The following is a 15,189-nucleotide window of genomic DNA, read 5'->3' on the forward strand; positions in this document are numbered from 1 at the left end:
CGGCTTTCGCAGCAGCTGTCCCTGTTGTTACGGCCCCGGTTAACAGTAACCGGGGCCGCACATTAAGCGTAGTGTTATTAGTTACAGGGAGCCGGGCCGTTCTCGACGCCCTGGCACAGATCATCCTTGGAGATCCAGCCTGCATCGACGACCGCGGTCAGGTTGTCCTTGGTGACCGGAAGCGGTGCCAGGAACTTGGCGGTCAGCTCGGTGCCGGACGGAGACGTCCAGGCAGCTGCGCCATCGACGCCGCCCATCTCGGTGCCACTGGCCAGGCTGACGGCGATTTCACCGGCGGCCTTGCCAAGTTCGCGAGCGTCCTTCCAGACGGAAACCGTCTGCGTGCCCTTTGCAACACGGTTCAGAGCGGCATGGTCGCCGTCCTGACCGGACACCGGAATGCCGTCCATGCCCTGTGCGGTCAGAGCGGCCACAACACCGCCGGCCGTACCGTCGTTGGAAGCAACAACCGCGTCGACCTTGTTGTCGTTGGCGGTCAGGATCTGTTCCATGTTGCGCTGTGCGTTCGCCGGCAGCCAGCCGTCGGTGTAGGCTTCGCCAACGATCGTGATGTCACCCGCATCGATTGCGGACTGCAGGACTTCCTGCTGACCACCGCGGAGGAAGTCCGCGTTCGGGTCGGTCGGGGAGCCCTTGATCATGACGTAGTTGCCCTTCGGCGCGGCAGCCAGAACGGCGCGAGCCTGCATGCGGCCAACTTCGACGTTGTCGAAGGTCAGGTAGAAGGCGCGCGGATCATCGATCAGGCGGTCGTAGCCGACAACCGGGATGCCTTCGTCGGCAGCAGCCTGCACGGCCGGGCCGATTGCCTGGGAATCCTGCGCCAGGATGATGAGGGCGGTCGCGCCTTGTGCGATCAGTGCCTCAACGTCGGAAAGCTGTTTTGCGGACGAGCTCTGCGCGTCGGCGGAAATGTAAGTCGCGCCGGCTGCCTCAAGGGCGCCCTTGATGGCGGCTTCGTCTGTCTTCCAGCGTTCTTCCTGGAAGTTGGACCAGCTCACGCCGACAATGACGTCTTCTGCGTGGGCCAGGTTCAGTGCGGTCGCGGACAGCAGAGCTCCCGCCAGCAAAGTGGTGATTTTACGCATTGCGATGTTTCCTCCAGTTGGCGCATCCCACGTCGGACGGATGTGCCTGAAATGCGTCAGTGTCGAAGCGCCTTTTCGAGGCGCCTTCAGAAAGGACAGCCTTATTGTTATTTTTTTTGGTGCCCGAAAAAAAGTTGCAGGAAAGCGCTGCTCCTGTCAACATGGTTTTGCAAAACACTGTTCCGCGGGGTTTGACACACCCGGTGAGAAGCAGGAAAACCGGGAGAAACCCGGGACAGAGGAAACACCTTGGGAAGAGCTGAGCGAGCATGACACGCAAGGCGGACCGGGATCAGATCCGGCGGCAAAACAGAAGTATTGTTCTACAGGCCCTGCGCCGGAACGGCCCTATGGCGCGGATAGATCTCGGCCAGATGACACGGCTGAGCCCCGCGACGGTGACGGCCATCACCTCCGATCTTCTGGACCAGGGATTGATCCTGAGCCTGGAGAGCGAGGAGCCCAAAACACCCCAGGCGCGTGGACGGCCACGCACCCTTTTGAAGCTCAAGCCGGACGCGGTCTATACGGTCGGCGTCCGTCTTTCGGTCAACAACATCGACCTGTCGCTGGTGAATTTCGCCGGCGAGGTGGTGTGCGACAGGCGCAGCCATTTTGACAGCGCCACCGAAGATGCCGACAGCTTTCCCGAAACCCTGATCACTGCGATCAGGCAGTTCCTCGACGAGGCCGGCATCGGCCCCTCACGGGTTCGGGAAATCGGCGTTGCCGCACAGGGTGTCGTTGAAACGGAAACCGGCGTCGTTGCCTGGAGCCCCGCCTTTGCCGGGCGCAAGATCCCTGTCGTCGGTCCATTGCACGAAGCCTTCGGGGCGGATTGCTACATTTCCAACGACACCAACATGATCACCGAGGCGCTGCACTGGTCGGACCCGAACAAGTACAGCGGGACATTTGCCGTGATCATGCTCGATTACGGTGTCGGCATGGGGCTTTACCTCGACAACCGGCTGTTTTCGGGAGCAAGCGGCACGGCCGCCGAGTTCGGCCATGCCAACCATCTGCCCGGCGGGGCGCTCTGCCGATGCGGCAAGAAGGGCTGCCTTGAGGCGTATCTTTCCGATTACGCGCTGGTGCGGGCTGCCTCGCATCTGCCGGAGAACACCGATCCGGGCACCATCAAGGCGGGCGTCAGCGGCCTTGCCCGGTTGATCGAACTGGCCGGCTCCGGAGACAAGGACGCCTGCAACGCGTTTCACGAGGCAGGCCGGGTTCTGGGCTATGGTCTTGCCCGGGTGATTGCGATGATCGACCCCAAGCGCGTGGTGCTGACCGGCGCTGCGATGCGTGCCTTCTCCTTCATGGAAAAAGGCATGTGGGAAGGGCTGGAAGAGGCTCTCGTTTCCGATCTCAGGAACAATTTCTCCCTGGACGTGATGCCGTGGAATGAGGACTTCATTCGCAGCGGCCTGATCGCCCAGTCGATGGAACGTCTCGACAAGGATTTTCTCGGCAACGCAACTCCGCCCTCGGGTCGCATAGCCCGGCTCGACCGCAAGGAGGCGACGGCATGACAGGCAAATCCCGGCTCGCAGTCTCTGCTCTCGTCCTCGGCATCACCCTGCCTGCATCAGCACTTGCCGATCCCGCACCCTGGAGCGAACGGGCCATCAAGGAAGACCTCGATATCGACGCCCTGGCGCAATCGGGCGAAGATGCGATCACCGTGCTGCAGCCGCTTGGAGAAGAGCTGTTCAAGGCCAAATTCACCACACTGGATGGCGCAGGTCGGCCGGACGCGACACGGGCTATCGTGCCGACAAAAGTGCGCCGCAAGGCACCGCAGGCGTTCCAGCGTCTTGCTGGAATGGACGCCAATTCCTGCTCTTCCTGCCACAATGAGCCTGTGATCGGTGGTTCCGGTGCGTTCACAGCAAACGTGTTCGTTTCCGAAGGTTTCGAAAGCGCCGACTTCGACACCACGGATCCCCAGTTTTCCAACGAGCGCAACACGGTCGCGCTTCAGGGAGCCGGGCTGATCGAATTGCTTGCCCGGGAAATGACCACGGACCTGCGCAGCCAGCGGACGGATCTGCTGGCCAGGGTGCGGAAAAGCGGTCAGGAAGAAACCGTCAGCCTGGAAACAAAGGGGGTCTCCTTCGGCAAGTTGACCGCCTTTCCTGACGGGACACTGGACGTTTCCCGTCTCGAGGGTATCGACGACGACCTGACCTTGCGGCCTTTCAGCCAGAAGGGTGTCTTTGCCTCGCTTCGTCAGTTCAGCGTGAACGCCACCAACGATCATCATGGCATACAGGCGGTCGAGCGGTTCGGCGCCGAGTGGACAGGATCGGACGACTTCGACGGTGACGGCCATACGGGCGAAATTTCGCCGGGCCAGATCTCGGCGCTGGTCGCTTTCCAGGCAACCCTTCCCGCGCCCACCCGAAAACAGGATCTGCCGGATGTCTGGCAGCAGGCGGCGGCAAAGGGAGAAGCGCTTTTCGGCACCATCGGCTGCAGCTCATGCCACATTCCCGAATTGCCGCTCGAAAGCCTCATCTTTCAGGATCCCGGCCCGTTCGACACCGCCGGTACCCTGCGCCAGAGCGATGTGAAGGCGCCGCTCGAACTTGACCTCGGCACGCTGGACTGGGTGAAGGCCCTGCCGCGCGATGACAAGGGCCGGGTGCTGGTTCCCCTTTACGGCGACCTGAAGCGCCACACGATTGCCGATGCCGCCAACGACACCTTCGGCAATGAACTGCTGGCCCAACGCTTCGTTGCGCGCGACGTTTTCATCACGTCCGAGCTATGGGGCATCGGCAGCACGGCGCCCTATGGGCACCGGGGCGATATCACGACGCTGGAAGAGGCGATTCTGGCCCATGGCGGCGCTGCTTCCGACAGCCGCAAGGCCTATGCAGGTCTGACGGAAACCGAGCAGCAGACGATCATCGCCTTCCTGCGCAGCCTGGAGATCGCGGAATGAAGCCTTTCAGCCTTTCCGTGTCCGGTGCGCTGTTGAGCGCAACCCTTGCGGCCCCGGCCCTGTCAGACGACACCCGTCAGACATCCGTTGCGCCCGTCCCTTCGTTTGTGGAAGAGGCTTCGGCTGCGGGCATCGAACATTCCTATGACGGTGCATGGGAATTCTTCGTTGGTGGCGGCACCGCGATCTTCGATTGCGATGGCGACCGCAAGCCGGATCTGTTCTTTGCCGGCGGCAAGAACCCGGCGCAGCTTTTTCGCAACGAAAGCCGTGTGGCAGGACCGCTGAAATTCACCGCGGTGGAAACCGGCCTCAACGAGAAACAGGCCACCGGCGTGCTCGGCGCCTATCCACTCGACATCAACAACGACGACATCCTGGATCTCGTCGTGCTGCGCCTGGGTGAAAACCTGATCCTGGAAGGCAAGGGCGCCTGTACCTTCGAGGTCGCCAACCGGGCCCTTGGCTTCGACGGCGGCCGTGAATGGAGCACCTCCTTTTCCGCCACCTACGAACCAGGGCTCGATTATCCAACGCTTGCATTCGGCAATTATGTCGATCGCTCTGCTCCCGGCTCGCCCTGGGGCACCTGTCACGACAACTTCCTGTTCCGGCCGGAAAAGACGGAGGACGGCAGCCCGCTCTACGCGGAAGCAACGCGCCTGTCGCCGGGATATTGCAGCTTGTCGATGCTGTTCACCGACTGGAACCGCTCCGGCGAACCGGCGCTCAGGATCTCGAACGACCGGCAATATTACCGCGGTGGCGAGGAGCAGCTCTGGGCCGTTGCGCCCGGCAGGCCACCTCGCCCCTATCGCAAGTCCGATGGCTGGCAACACCTGAAGATCTGGGGCATGGGCATTGCGTCCATCGACCTGGATGTGGACGGTTTTCCCGAATATGCGCTCACCAGCATGGGCGACACCAAGCTGCAGAAGCTCGACCCGGAAGCGGACGAGACCGTGCCGGTCTATCAGGACATTGCCTTCGACCTCGGCGTTACCGCGCACCGGCCCTATGCAGGGGAAGACCTGAAACCGTCAACCGGATGGCATTCCGAATTTCAGGACGTCAACAATGACGGGCTCTGGGACCTCTTCATTGCCAAGGGCAACGTGGAAGCCATGCCCGACTTCGCGGCCTATGACCCGGACAATCTCTTGCTCGGCCAATGGGACGGCCGCTTTGTGGAAACCGGCGACACCGCCGGGATTGCGCTGAACCGGCGCGGACGCGGTGCGGGTCTGGCGGATTTCAACGCCGACGGACTGGTGGATCTGGTTGTCGTCAACCGATCCGGACCGGTGAGCCTGTTCCGCAATACCGGACAGGGCACGGCAGAAGAACCGAAACAGCTCGGCAACTGGCTGGCTGTGGACGTGCGCCAGCCGGGCAAACCCAACTCCCGCGCAGTGGGTGCCAAGATCAGCGTGAAGACGGGAAACCGGACCGTGGTGAAGGACATCCAGGTGGGGGCAGGCCATGCCTCCGGCCAGATGGGCTTCGTTCACTTCGGCCTGGGTGTAGCGGAACGTGCCAACGTGCGAATCAAATGGCCGGACGGCGACTGGAGCCACGGCTACCGGGTCTTTGCCAACGGTCACGTGATCATTGAACGGGGTGCGGAAAAGGCAAAGCTCTGGTATCCGGAGTAGGCCCCGACAAGGCACCTTTCCGGTACTGAATAACTGGTTCGCAAGACGATCGTAAATTCAGAAAAGCTGCATTTTTTCAATGACTTTCCGGCTCTTATACCGGAACATGCATGACAAGATGCAATTTCTGGAGAACCTGCGCTCATGGCCGGTCCAACCGACAAGAAATCCTTCAATCCCCCTTCCGTACGAACACCCTTCGGGCAGTACAATCACGGCCTTTACGTGCCAGCCGGCGCCAGCCTTCTGGTGACCTCCGGCCAGCTCGGTATCCGGCCTGACGATACGATTCCGCCGGACGTGACCGGTCAGGCCGAAGTTTGCTTCGACGCCATCGCCGCGATCCTGAAGGAAGCGGACATGGGCTTCGAAGACGTCATCCGCATTTCCGGCTTTGTCACGCGGCGGGAAGATTTCGCGGATTATATGGCCGTTCGAGACCGCTACACCGGAGCGCTGAAACCGGTCTCGACCCTTTTGGTGGTTGGTGGCTTCACGCGTCCGGAATTTCTGGTGGAAGTGGAAGTGACCGCGGCGAAGGTGTTCTAGCCCAGCCAGCCCGGAGCGGTGTCAGAACCGCTCCATTTCCTTGCCGACCTTCTCCAGAAAGGCACCGGTCGAGGCCGGGGTGCAGTTGTTCATGTCGTAATGGGCCAGATATTTCACCGGTGCACCGATCTTGATCTGTGCCCGGATGACCCGATTGACCACCTTGCGCGGCGGATCGCCAACCAGAAACGCCCGCCACCGGCTGCCGCCATAGGTCATGACGGCCGCCATCTTGCGGATATGGCGCAAGGTCGGCGTCAAGGTGCCGTCTTCCAGATGAAACGAAACGCCTGGCAGCCAGACACGGTCGAAGTAACCTTTCAGCATCGCGGGAAAGCCGAAGTTCCAGACCGGCGTGCAGATGACCAGACCTTCCGCCGCCAGCAGGCGCTCGCAGTAATTGTCGACCAGTTCCCGGTTGTCGGGAACCGTGTGATAGATGTCCCTGTCGCGTGCGGAGAGGACGGGGTCGAACCCTTCCTCATAGAGATTGCAGCCGTCGACCTCATGCCCGGCCTTCGCCAGGCTTTCACAGGTCTTGTGATAGAGCGCACGGCCGAAACTGTGCTCCTGCGGGTGGGAATGGAGAACCAGTACACGCATCTGATCAGGCCTCGGCAAAGGCCTGAAGGCCCGGGAAAAGATAGTTCTGGCCGGAATTGAAGTCGAAGTCCGGATTGTCCCAGGCGATCATCTTGCCCGGATTGAGCAATCCCTCCGGGTCTGTCTCCTTCTTGAAGGCGAGCTGGACCTGGTCGGTCTGTTTCATGCCGCCTTCTTCAAGGGTGTAGCGATGCGGGTTGAACACCCGGCAGCCGTTTTCCTCGTGCAGCCGGATGATCTCGTCCAGCCGTTCTTCCGTCGTGTAGCGGATCAGGGGAAGGCCGGAACATTGCACCTGACCATCGAACCGCAGGAACTCTAGGTGTCCGAAGATCTCGCCCGGGAACATTTCGGTGGTCTTGCGCACAAGCTCCACGTGGTTCGGGCCCGGATACTGCGTCTGCAGGTAGGTGAAGGAACTGTCGAATTTCAGCGCCCGCAGTGTCGTGTGGTTCCAGGCAAGCTCATAGACATGCGGAATGCCCTTCATGCTTTCCACTTCGTCCGACCGGAAGCGCACTTCGCCCTTCATCCGTTCCGCAAGCGCAAGCATTGCCGACATGGAATGCGGCGCCACCATCAGCACGGTGACCGCCTCGCCTTCCTTCAGCCAGGGCTTGTGCCGCGTGAAGAAATCGAACGGAATGGGTGCAGCAATCGGGGCGACTTCCTTCAGCAGAATACCGTTGCTGCGTGCCAGCTTGTCGGAAAAGACGACCGCGTCCATGAAGGTTTCGTGGCCGACGATCACGTCCACCCAGTCATGAGCCGTTGTCAGCGGCATTTCGACTTCGGTGATGATACCGTTGGTGCCATAGGCATGACTGACCTTCTGCAGGTCCCAGGTGGACAGCTCGATCACCCTGGGTTCGGCTTCCATGGTGACGATACGCAGGCGCAGGATGTTGCCGAGATCGCGCAGGCCGCCCCAATGAACCGAACCGACACCGCCGGAACCACCGGCGATGAAGCCGCCGATGGTCGCGGTTTGCGCGGTTGAAGGATGGAAGCGCAGTTCCTGGCCCGAATGTTCCTTTGTAATCTTGTCGAGCTTGGCAATGACGATGCCCGGACCGCAGACGACCCGGCCCGGAGCGATTTCCTTGACCTCGTCCATCTTCGACATATCAAGCACGATGCCGCCGGACAGTGGCATCGCCTGGCCATAGTTGCCCGTGCCCGCACCCCGCGGCGTGACCGGCACACCGTGGGCAAATGCCGTTTTCAGAACCTTTATGACTTCGGCTTCATTTTTCGGCGAGACCAGAAGATCTCCGGTGACATTGTCGAGCTGGGCCTTGAGGACCGGCGAATACCAGTAGAAGTCACGGCTCTTGGCCTGAACCAGACGCGGATTGTCCTCAACCGCAATGCCATCAAGTTCGGCCTTGATTGTCTCGTAATCGGCCATGGTCAGCCTTTCGTCAGCGGGTCAAGTTCAGAATAATCCGGCAGGCGACGGTCGATGCCCATGCCATTCCGCATCACGATGCGGTCCGCCTGCGGACGGGACAGAAATTCGCTCCAGCTTCGAGCGTTGAAGATGACAAGATCGGCGCCCGACCCCTCGGCAATCCGCCCGGCTTCGGGAACTTGCAGAATATCGGCCGGAAGGCTGGTGACCACCTTGGCCGCATCATCGAGCGGGTGGTCCAGATGCGCAATACGCACCGCCTCGCGGAACACTTCCACCATGTCGAGATCGCCATAGGCGTAGAAAGGATCGCGGGTATTGTCCGATGAAACGGCCACCGGCACGCCTGCGGCCCGCAGTTCGTGCAGCAGTGTAACGCCACGCGACCGCGGTGTGCGGCCCGGGTGCCGGTCTTGCAGATACATGTTGCACATGGGCAGGGAAACGACGGATAGGCCTGCCTCCCGCACCTTGTCGATTGTCGCCTTGGCCTTGTCGTCGTCCTGGCGCGCCAGGGAACAGCAATGGCCGACTGTCACCGCGCCTTCGAACCCGTTGCGCAGCTTGGCTTCCGCAATAGCAAGCAGCGTCAGGACGTTGGCATCCTGGGTCTCATCAACATGCAGGTCGATATCCAGGCCGTTGTCCGCGGCCGTGCGAAACAGGATATCCAGCCTGCGGTCTAGATCCGGCAACGGGAAGGTCACGCCGCCAAGCAGCCCGCCGTTTGCCACGACAACCTCCACCAGGTCGGAAAAATAGGCGTCGTCATCGATGGCATCGATCGGAAACAGGGCGGCAGCCTGCAGGGCGATCCGGTCTTTCCAGCGTTCGCGCATGTCGGCGAACACCTCGAAGGAAATCCGGTGCTGCGGTGCCAGGCTGTCGAGATGGGTGCGCAGGAGGCTGGTCCCGTGCGCATAGGCACAGCGCAGGGAGAAGTCCATGCGCGTTTCAACGTCCCTGGCCGTCCAGTTTGCCTCCCGGTCGGCCCTGACAGCGGCAAGTGCACCGTCGAAATCGCCGGTCGGGTTGGGTTGCCGGTCCCAGATATGGCCCTTGTCGATGTGGGTGTGCATGTCGGCAAAGCAGGGCCAGACCATGCGCCTTTGCAGATCAACGCTTTCTATGTCCGCGGGGGCTGTCCCAGCCGGTAGGATGGCCTCAATGCGCCCGTCTGAAATGATCAGATCGGCCGACGACAGGCCCTCGCGCGCAGGGAGCGCCGACCCCGGCGTGACTGCGGCGGGCAGGGTTGCGGTGCGCAGCGCGAACCGGCCGGTTTTGGGAAGGTCGAGTGTCATCAGTTTTCCCGCTTCAGGCTGCTTTCGTGCCAGCGATGCAGTGTCCACCAGGAGATGAAGGACGTCAAAGCAAAGATCAGCACACCCAGGCTGGCAAGCAGGAACAGCGCTGCGAACAGACGTGAAATATTGAGCCGGAACTGGGATTCCAGAAGGCGGAAGGCAAGTCCCGAGCCTGCACCGGCCGATCCGGCCGCAAATTCGGCAACGACCGCCGCAATCAACGCAAGGCCGCCACCGATGCGAAGGCCGGTCATGAAATACGGCAGGGAAGCCGGCAGCTTCAGATAGATCAGCGTCTGCCAGCGCGAGGCGCCATAAAGTTCAAACAGGTTCAGGAGGTTGTGATCCACGCTTTTCAGCCCCTGCACCATGTTGGACAGGATCGGGAAGAAGGCGACGACAAAGGCGCAAATCAAAAGCGCTGCCTGCGTCGACGGAGCGTAGATCAGGATCAGCGGCGCGATCGCGATGATCGGCGTGACCTGCAGGATAACGGTGATCGGATAGAGCGCCGTCTCGATCCAGCGGGACTGCACAAGCAGGATCGCCATGCCGCCACCGCCGATCAACGCCAGGGCAAGGGAGGCAAGTGTGATCTTGGTCGTCACCCAAAGGGCGGGCAGCAGGATGTGCCAGTCGGACATCAGCGAATTCACCACCAGTCCCGGGCCGGGAAGAATGTAGTGCGGAATGTCATTCACGGTAACCATGACCTGCCAGAGCGCGATCAAGCCTGCGATGACGAAGATCGGCACCAGAACCGTCAGGATACGCTCCCGCCGCTTGGCAGCGGCAGCGCTTTCCTTTGTCGGCAGCTTGGCTGCTGATGCCAGCCTTTTGCGCGCGACTTGCGCTTCGCTGTCTGGTTCCTGCAGCACGTCGGCGGGTGCCAGTGTTTCGTTTGCTGGTGCGGTCATCAGTGCTCCTCGCCTCCCATGGCTTCCGACAGCATGGCAGAGACTTCCGCACAGGCCTGCCTGTACTCCTCGGAGGTACGGTACTGCGCATCCCGCTCCAGACTGGTGTGCAGGGGAAAGTCCGAATGCACGCGGCCCGGCCGGGCTTTCATCACCACGATCCGGTTTGCCAGATAGGCGGATTCATAGACGGAATGGGTCACGAAGATCACCGTGATGCCTGTCGCCTTCCAGAGCGCCAGCACATCGTCATTCAGCTTTTGGCGCGTGATCTCGTCAAGGGCCGCGAAGGGTTCGTCCATCAACAGCAGCTTGGGCTCGGTTACCAGCGCACGCGCAATGGAGACACGCATCTTCATGCCGCCGGAAAGTTCGCGCGGATAGGCATCGGCGAAGTCCTTCAGGCCTACGCTTTCCAGCGCGGTCATGATCCGTTCCGATGCCGCTTTCTTCGAGATGCCCTTGAGGCGCAGGGGAAGGTAGACATTGCCGAAGACGGTCTGCCAGGGCATCAGCGTCGGCTCCTGAAACACGAAGCTGATGTCGCCGTCAGGCAGCCCTCTGGAGTTGATGCGAAAACTCGGCCAGTCGATTTCGCCTTCCGATACGCCGCCAAGGCCGGCGATGATCCTGAGCGCGGTCGACTTGCCGCAACCGGACGGCCCCAGCAAACTTATGAACTCTCCGGGCCGGACCGTCATGGACATGCCGGACAGGGCCAGCGTCCCGTTGGAGAATACCTTCGAAACATTATCCATCGCCACCAGCGGGCGGGACGATTTCACACTGCGGGCCGACGGCGTCTTCGTTTCTGCGCTGCCCTGTTCGGCGATGACCATGCTCAACTCTGCATCTGGAGGCGGCCGCTTCGCACGCCGTGGCGCGAAGCGGAATGGATTTGCCAAACCGGCCTTACTTCTTCAGGTCGAGGCCGACGCCCTTGCAGACGAAGTCCGTGGTGTAGGACTGCTTGTAGTCAAGAGAGGCATCCACGACGGCGATCGAGGCCAGCGTATCGAAGAACGCCTTGAAATGCTCGTCGGTCATGCAACCGATGCCCTTCTCTTCCGTGTCGCCGGAATCCACGATGCCGTATTCCTTCATCTTCGCAAGGGAATAGGCGAGCTGACCGTCGGTCATTTCCGGGTTGTCTTTCTTGATCAACTCGTTTGCCGCGGCGTTGTCGCCATACAGGTAGTTGTACCAGCCCTCGATGGAAGCATCGACGAAACGCTGCACCAGATCCGGGTTTTCCTCGACCAGCGCCTTGGAAGTGGTGATCATGGTCGAGTAGGGCGTCCAGCCTTCATCGGCCAGAAGGAACACTTTCGGTGCCCAACCCGCCTGGTTTTCGATTTCATACGGCTCGGAGGTCAGATAGCCCTGCTGCGCGGACTTGGGATCGACAATGAAAGGAGCCGGGTTGAAGGTGTAGGGCTTGAACTGGGCGTCGGAGAAGCCTTCGAAGTTCTTCTTCATCCACTCGAAATAGGTGACGTAGCCGTCCTTGCCCATGTAGATGGTTTCAAGCTTGGCAAGGTCGGTGAACTTGTCGATGCCCTGATCGGGATGCGCCACGAGGATCTGCGGATCCTTCTGGAAGATGCTGGCGACGTTGATCAGCGGAATGCCTTCCTTGACGTAGTCGAAGCCCTTCAGCGTCCCGCCCATGTAAAAATCGATCTTGCCGGAAATCAGCAGCGCATCGTTGGCGGCCTGCGGGCCGCCCGGCGCGATCGTGACCTTCAGGCCGTATTTCTCGTAGGTGCCGTCGGCAACGGCCTGGTAAAACCCGCCGTGTTCCGCCTGCGCAAGCCAGTTGGTGCCGTAGCTTACCTCATCCAGCGCCAATGCCTGGTGAGTGGCGGTTCCGGTGAGAAGAACCGCTGCGAGAAGCGTCTTCGCAGATGGGAAAACTGTCATTTCGTACCCTCCAGTAAAACAAAACTACCGTGAAACCGCACATTTCCGAAAATATTTGATCCCTTGCAGCGCACGTTGAAAAGCATCAAAATTCGCCTGCAGCGATGCCTTATTGTCATCGCTATCTTTTCTGACGATCAATTGTGCCGCATGCACAAAAAGGAGGCACTTCTTGGCCCTGCTCCACTCCCGCAAGCTGCTTTACCTGGACGAGATCGCGCGCTGCGGCTCCATTCGGAAGGCAGCTGATCGGCTGAATGTGTCGTCTTCCGCCATCAACCGGCAAATCCTTGCCCTGGAAGAGGAATTCGGCGTTCCCCTGTTCGAACGCCTGCCGCGCGGGCTGCGGCTTACCGCGGCTGGAGAGCTGTGCGTTGAACATATCCGGGGTGTTCTGAAAGACTATGCCAGGCTAGAGACCCGGATCCGGGCGCTGAAAATGCCGCAGGCCGGCCAGGTTTCGCTGGTGACGACCGTCGGCCTCGCTTCGGGACCGTTGTCGGAAATCATCGCGAAGTTCATCGAGAAGAACCCGCGCGTTCACATCAAGCTGCGCAGTGACGGCGGCACGACGACGATCAATCCCGTCCTGACAGGCGAAGTCGACATCGGCCTCGGCTTCAACATTGCCGCAACGCCGGGCCTGCGGACGCTGGCCACCTTCGACATTCCCATTGGTGCGGTGGTTCCGCCCGGACACAAACTGGCGCAGGAAACCGGGCCGGTCGATCTCGTGGATGTGGTTCAGGAGCGTCTGGTGCTGGCCCAATCGGGAACCAGCCTGCGGGACGTGATCAATCTGGTGCTGTCGTCCGTGCCGATCCCGGTGGAACCGATCCTGGAAACGAACTCCTCGGAAACGGTTCGCCAGCTTGTCCGGCGCGGCATCGGCATCAGCCTGCTCAATCCACTGGACGTTCTGGCCGAATGCCGGCGGGGCGAGCTTGTTTTCCGACCGCTGAACGTTGCCCGGACACATCATCAACCGATGAAGCTGTTTACTCGGGCGCGAGCCTCGATGGACGCGGCAACGAGCCTGTTCGTCGAATTCCTGCTGCAGGAACTCGTTGCTCAGGTGGAGGAATTGCAACGGGAAGGCAACCTGCCCGTTTAAGATCCGAAGATCGTTATGGCTTATACAGGTTGGTCAGCGAATAGGCTGTGAAGTCACGCAGCATCTCAATGAAACCGGCGGCCTGATGGGCACTGATCACCGCTCCTTTTTCCGCCGTCCCCCTGGAGGCATCACCAACGACGCCGGCCGGGTTGAGATCATGGGCGATCCAGGCCAGGGCGTGGGGCGGCGTCGGCTGGATGTATTTGGAGTTTTCCAGCATCTCTTCGGCTTTTGAGATGAAGTTTTCGGCCTTGTCCATGCGGACCAGTTCAGGCCGGAAATGCAGCATCAAGGACGTTTCGACCTCGCCGCCGTGAATACCGAATTTGGACTCGTGAGCGGAAATCATGCCGTCCGGATGGCCGAACCGGCCCCAATGCGTCACCAGAACAGCCATTTCGTAACGCACGCGCAGTTCGCGCGAGACGATGCTGATGATGTCGGTGTTGCCGCCATGGGAATTGACGATCACCATCTTGCGAATGCCGGCTTCCGACACTTTCTGGCCAATGGCGGTCCAGACGGGGATCAGCAACTCAGCCCCGAGAGACAATGTTCCCGGGCCGTAGACATGTTCGTTCGCCTTGCCGATTTCCTGCACAGGCAACACCAGGATATCGAGATCTTCCGGCAGCTGTTTGCGCGTTTCGGCAAGCATTCCCTGAGCGATTGCGACATCGGTCGCGATCGGCAGATGCGGGCCATGTTGCTCGGTCGAGGCGGTCGGCAGGATTGCGATGGTTCGCTCGGGATCAAGCGCCGCAAAATCCGAGGCATTCAATTCGTTCCAGAAAAAATGCTTGGCCATCGGCGCTGCCCCAACTCTGTTGCCGTGATGCGTTCCTGTTTGGCGTAGGCAAGTCGGCGACACTTGAAAAGCATCATTATGTCTTCAGCCCGCTGCCTTTTTGTGTGCAGTGGGTTTCAAGCCCTTTACCGACCCGGAGCAAAATATGGCGACATCCGTGCGCCACTTTGTGCTCAGTCGAAAAATATTTTCCTTTTCTGTCCACAAACATGTCCACAGGCGCAGGGTTCCGAAAACAGGCTGAAACCGGTCATTTTCCCGCCACTGCAAATCCGGAAACCTTTTGTTAACCATGCAGTTAGCGGGAGTTCCCCAAGGAGATGCGCTGCATTCCGGGTTAACCCGCCCGACCCGGATGGCGAAAGTTTGGCCTCACCTATGCCTACCCAGAAGCGAAACGGCCACATTTACACCAAAGATTTGCCTTGTGATGTGCGAGGTAGGACGCCGCATTGAGGCTCGGGATGCGGCATTGGGTAAAATGTAAGGTGGGTAACCGACATGTATCTCCTGTTCTTCATGGGAGCCGTCCTCTATGGCGCCGTTACGCTGGTGTTTCTGATCCTGTCGTCTGCGGAATTGCTTGACAGCGGACTGAGCACACCAAAGCGGCTGCTGGGAGTTCTGGTCACATCGATCTTGTGGCCTGCGACTCTTGTTGCAGTCAGTCTTGTGCTCGCGTTCCAGAATGTGGCCGGACGGGTTCAAAGCCCCCGTCAGACAGCGCCCCTGCGCCTGTCACACCACTCGCACTAACCGGACACGGTTCCGGAACCAACGCTACCAGTTTGCCTGGCGGCCGCTTTAACTCCGGTGCACACAGGTGCGCCGGAG

14 protein-coding genes are annotated in these 15,189 nt (G+C 60.5%); 6 read left to right on the forward strand and 8 right to left on the reverse strand.

The window, feature by feature from the left end:
- Nucleotides 1–77: 77 nt before the first annotated feature.
- On the reverse strand, nt 78–1,109 hold the full coding sequence (gene xylF / locus FIU93_RS04580) for a D-xylose ABC transporter substrate-binding protein (RefSeq protein WP_022999249.1): 1,032 nt from the start codon (nt 1,107–1,109) through the stop codon (nt 78–80).
- A gap of 350 nt (nt 1,110–1,459) precedes the next feature.
- Here xylF and FIU93_RS04585 point away from each other — a divergent pair, with 350 nt between their 5' ends.
- The 4 genes from FIU93_RS04585 (at nt 1,460) to FIU93_RS04600 (ending at nt 6,266) form a co-directional block, all read left to right on the forward strand.
- Nucleotides 1,460–2,644, forward strand: a complete 1,185-nt coding sequence (locus FIU93_RS04585) for an ROK family protein (protein ID WP_208984363.1) — start codon at nt 1,460–1,462, stop codon at nt 2,642–2,644.
- Complete coding sequence (locus tag FIU93_RS04590) at nt 2,641–4,062, forward strand: di-heme oxidoredictase family protein (RefSeq protein ID WP_152504943.1); 1,422 nt, start codon at nt 2,641–2,643, stop codon at nt 4,060–4,062. The genes FIU93_RS04585 and FIU93_RS04590 overlap by 4 nt, the downstream gene beginning before the upstream one ends.
- Nucleotides 4,059–5,717, forward strand: coding sequence for a CRTAC1 family protein (locus FIU93_RS04595; protein WP_152504944.1), 1,659 nt, complete (start codon nt 4,059–4,061; stop codon nt 5,715–5,717). The genes FIU93_RS04590 and FIU93_RS04595 overlap by 4 nt, the downstream gene beginning before the upstream one ends.
- 144 nt (nt 5,718–5,861) lie before the next feature.
- On the forward strand, nt 5,862–6,266 hold the full coding sequence (locus tag FIU93_RS04600) for a Rid family hydrolase (protein WP_152504945.1): 405 nt from the start codon (nt 5,862–5,864) through the stop codon (nt 6,264–6,266).
- 21 nt (nt 6,267–6,287) lie between these two features.
- Here FIU93_RS04600 and FIU93_RS04605 read toward each other — a convergent pair whose 3' ends face one another.
- The 6 genes from FIU93_RS04605 to FIU93_RS04630 form a co-directional block, all read right to left on the reverse strand.
- Entirely contained in the window at nt 6,288–6,869 is a 582-nt protein-coding gene (locus FIU93_RS04605; RefSeq protein WP_022999255.1) for an NAD(P)H-dependent oxidoreductase, read from the reverse strand.
- Between the two features lie 4 nt (nt 6,870–6,873).
- Nucleotides 6,874–8,280, reverse strand: coding sequence for an FAD-binding oxidoreductase (locus FIU93_RS04610; RefSeq protein ID WP_062491106.1), 1,407 nt, complete (start codon nt 8,278–8,280; stop codon nt 6,874–6,876).
- Between the two features lie 2 nt (nt 8,281–8,282).
- Nucleotides 8,283–9,587, reverse strand: a complete 1,305-nt coding sequence (locus FIU93_RS04615; RefSeq protein WP_152504946.1) for a cytosine deaminase — start codon at nt 9,585–9,587, stop codon at nt 8,283–8,285.
- The gene (locus FIU93_RS04620) at nt 9,587–10,507 is read right to left on the reverse strand and encodes an ABC transporter permease (protein WP_205838497.1); all 921 of its coding nucleotides are present in this window, start codon (nt 10,505–10,507) and stop codon (nt 9,587–9,589) included. The genes FIU93_RS04615 and FIU93_RS04620 overlap by 1 nt, the downstream gene beginning before the upstream one ends.
- Complete coding sequence (locus FIU93_RS04625) at nt 10,507–11,265, reverse strand: ABC transporter ATP-binding protein (protein WP_228872661.1); 759 nt, start codon at nt 11,263–11,265, stop codon at nt 10,507–10,509. The genes FIU93_RS04620 and FIU93_RS04625 overlap by 1 nt, the downstream gene beginning before the upstream one ends.
- A gap of 154 nt (nt 11,266–11,419) precedes the next feature.
- On the reverse strand, nt 11,420–12,430 hold the full coding sequence (locus tag FIU93_RS04630; protein WP_022999260.1) for an ABC transporter substrate-binding protein: 1,011 nt from the start codon (nt 12,428–12,430) through the stop codon (nt 11,420–11,422).
- Between the two features lie 178 nt (nt 12,431–12,608).
- Between FIU93_RS04630 and FIU93_RS04635 the strand changes: the two genes are divergently transcribed.
- Complete coding sequence (locus FIU93_RS04635) at nt 12,609–13,544, forward strand: LysR family transcriptional regulator (RefSeq protein WP_031268748.1); 936 nt, start codon at nt 12,609–12,611, stop codon at nt 13,542–13,544.
- Between the two features lie 13 nt (nt 13,545–13,557).
- Here the strand turns inward: FIU93_RS04635 and FIU93_RS04640 are convergent, their stop codons facing one another.
- Nucleotides 13,558–14,355: a creatininase family protein gene (locus FIU93_RS04640; protein ID WP_152504947.1), complete on the reverse strand. Its 798-nt coding sequence runs from the start codon at nt 14,353–14,355 to the stop codon at nt 13,558–13,560.
- Nucleotides 14,356–14,856: 501 nt separating this feature from the next.
- On the opposite strand from FIU93_RS04640, the gene FIU93_RS04645 reads away from it, so the two are divergent.
- Nucleotides 14,857–15,111, forward strand: a complete 255-nt coding sequence (locus FIU93_RS04645) for a hypothetical protein (RefSeq protein ID WP_022999263.1) — start codon at nt 14,857–14,859, stop codon at nt 15,109–15,111.
- Nucleotides 15,112–15,189: the final 78 nt, after the last annotated feature.

The sequence above is a fragment of the Labrenzia sp. THAF35 genome, from assembly GCF_009363595.1.
GTDB classification, from domain to species: domain Bacteria; phylum Pseudomonadota; class Alphaproteobacteria; order Rhizobiales; family Stappiaceae; genus Roseibium; species Roseibium algicola.

Excerpts from the sequence above, each read along its gene's own strand:
- xylF (WP_022999249.1), bottom strand. The coding sequence starts at position 1,109 with ATGCGTAAAATCACCACTTTGCTGGCGGGAGCTCTGCTGTCCGCGACC.
- FIU93_RS04585 (WP_208984363.1), top strand. The coding sequence starts at position 1,460 with ATGGCGCGGATAGATCTCGGCCAGATGACACGGCTGAGCCCCGCGACG.
- FIU93_RS04590 (WP_152504943.1), top strand. The coding sequence starts at position 2,641 with ATGACAGGCAAATCCCGGCTCGCAGTCTCTGCTCTCGTCCTCGGCATC.
- FIU93_RS04595 (WP_152504944.1), top strand. The coding sequence starts at position 4,059 with ATGAAGCCTTTCAGCCTTTCCGTGTCCGGTGCGCTGTTGAGCGCAACC.
- FIU93_RS04600 (WP_152504945.1), top strand. The coding sequence starts at position 5,862 with ATGGCCGGTCCAACCGACAAGAAATCCTTCAATCCCCCTTCCGTACGA.
- FIU93_RS04605 (WP_022999255.1), bottom strand. The coding sequence starts at position 6,869 with ATGCGTGTACTGGTTCTCCATTCCCACCCGCAGGAGCACAGTTTCGGC.
- FIU93_RS04610 (WP_062491106.1), bottom strand. The coding sequence starts at position 8,280 with ATGGCCGATTACGAGACAATCAAGGCCGAACTTGATGGCATTGCGGTT.
- FIU93_RS04615 (WP_152504946.1), bottom strand. The coding sequence starts at position 9,587 with ATGACACTCGACCTTCCCAAAACCGGCCGGTTCGCGCTGCGCACCGCA.
- FIU93_RS04620 (WP_205838497.1), bottom strand. The coding sequence starts at position 10,507 with ATGACCGCACCAGCAAACGAAACACTGGCACCCGCCGACGTGCTGCAG.
- FIU93_RS04625 (WP_228872661.1), bottom strand. The coding sequence starts at position 11,265 with ATGGATAATGTTTCGAAGGTATTCTCCAACGGGACGCTGGCCCTGTCC.
- FIU93_RS04630 (WP_022999260.1), bottom strand. The coding sequence starts at position 12,430 with ATGACAGTTTTCCCATCTGCGAAGACGCTTCTCGCAGCGGTTCTTCTC.
- FIU93_RS04640 (WP_152504947.1), bottom strand. The coding sequence starts at position 14,355 with ATGGCCAAGCATTTTTTCTGGAACGAATTGAATGCCTCGGATTTTGCG.
- FIU93_RS04645 (WP_022999263.1), top strand. The coding sequence starts at position 14,857 with ATGTATCTCCTGTTCTTCATGGGAGCCGTCCTCTATGGCGCCGTTACG.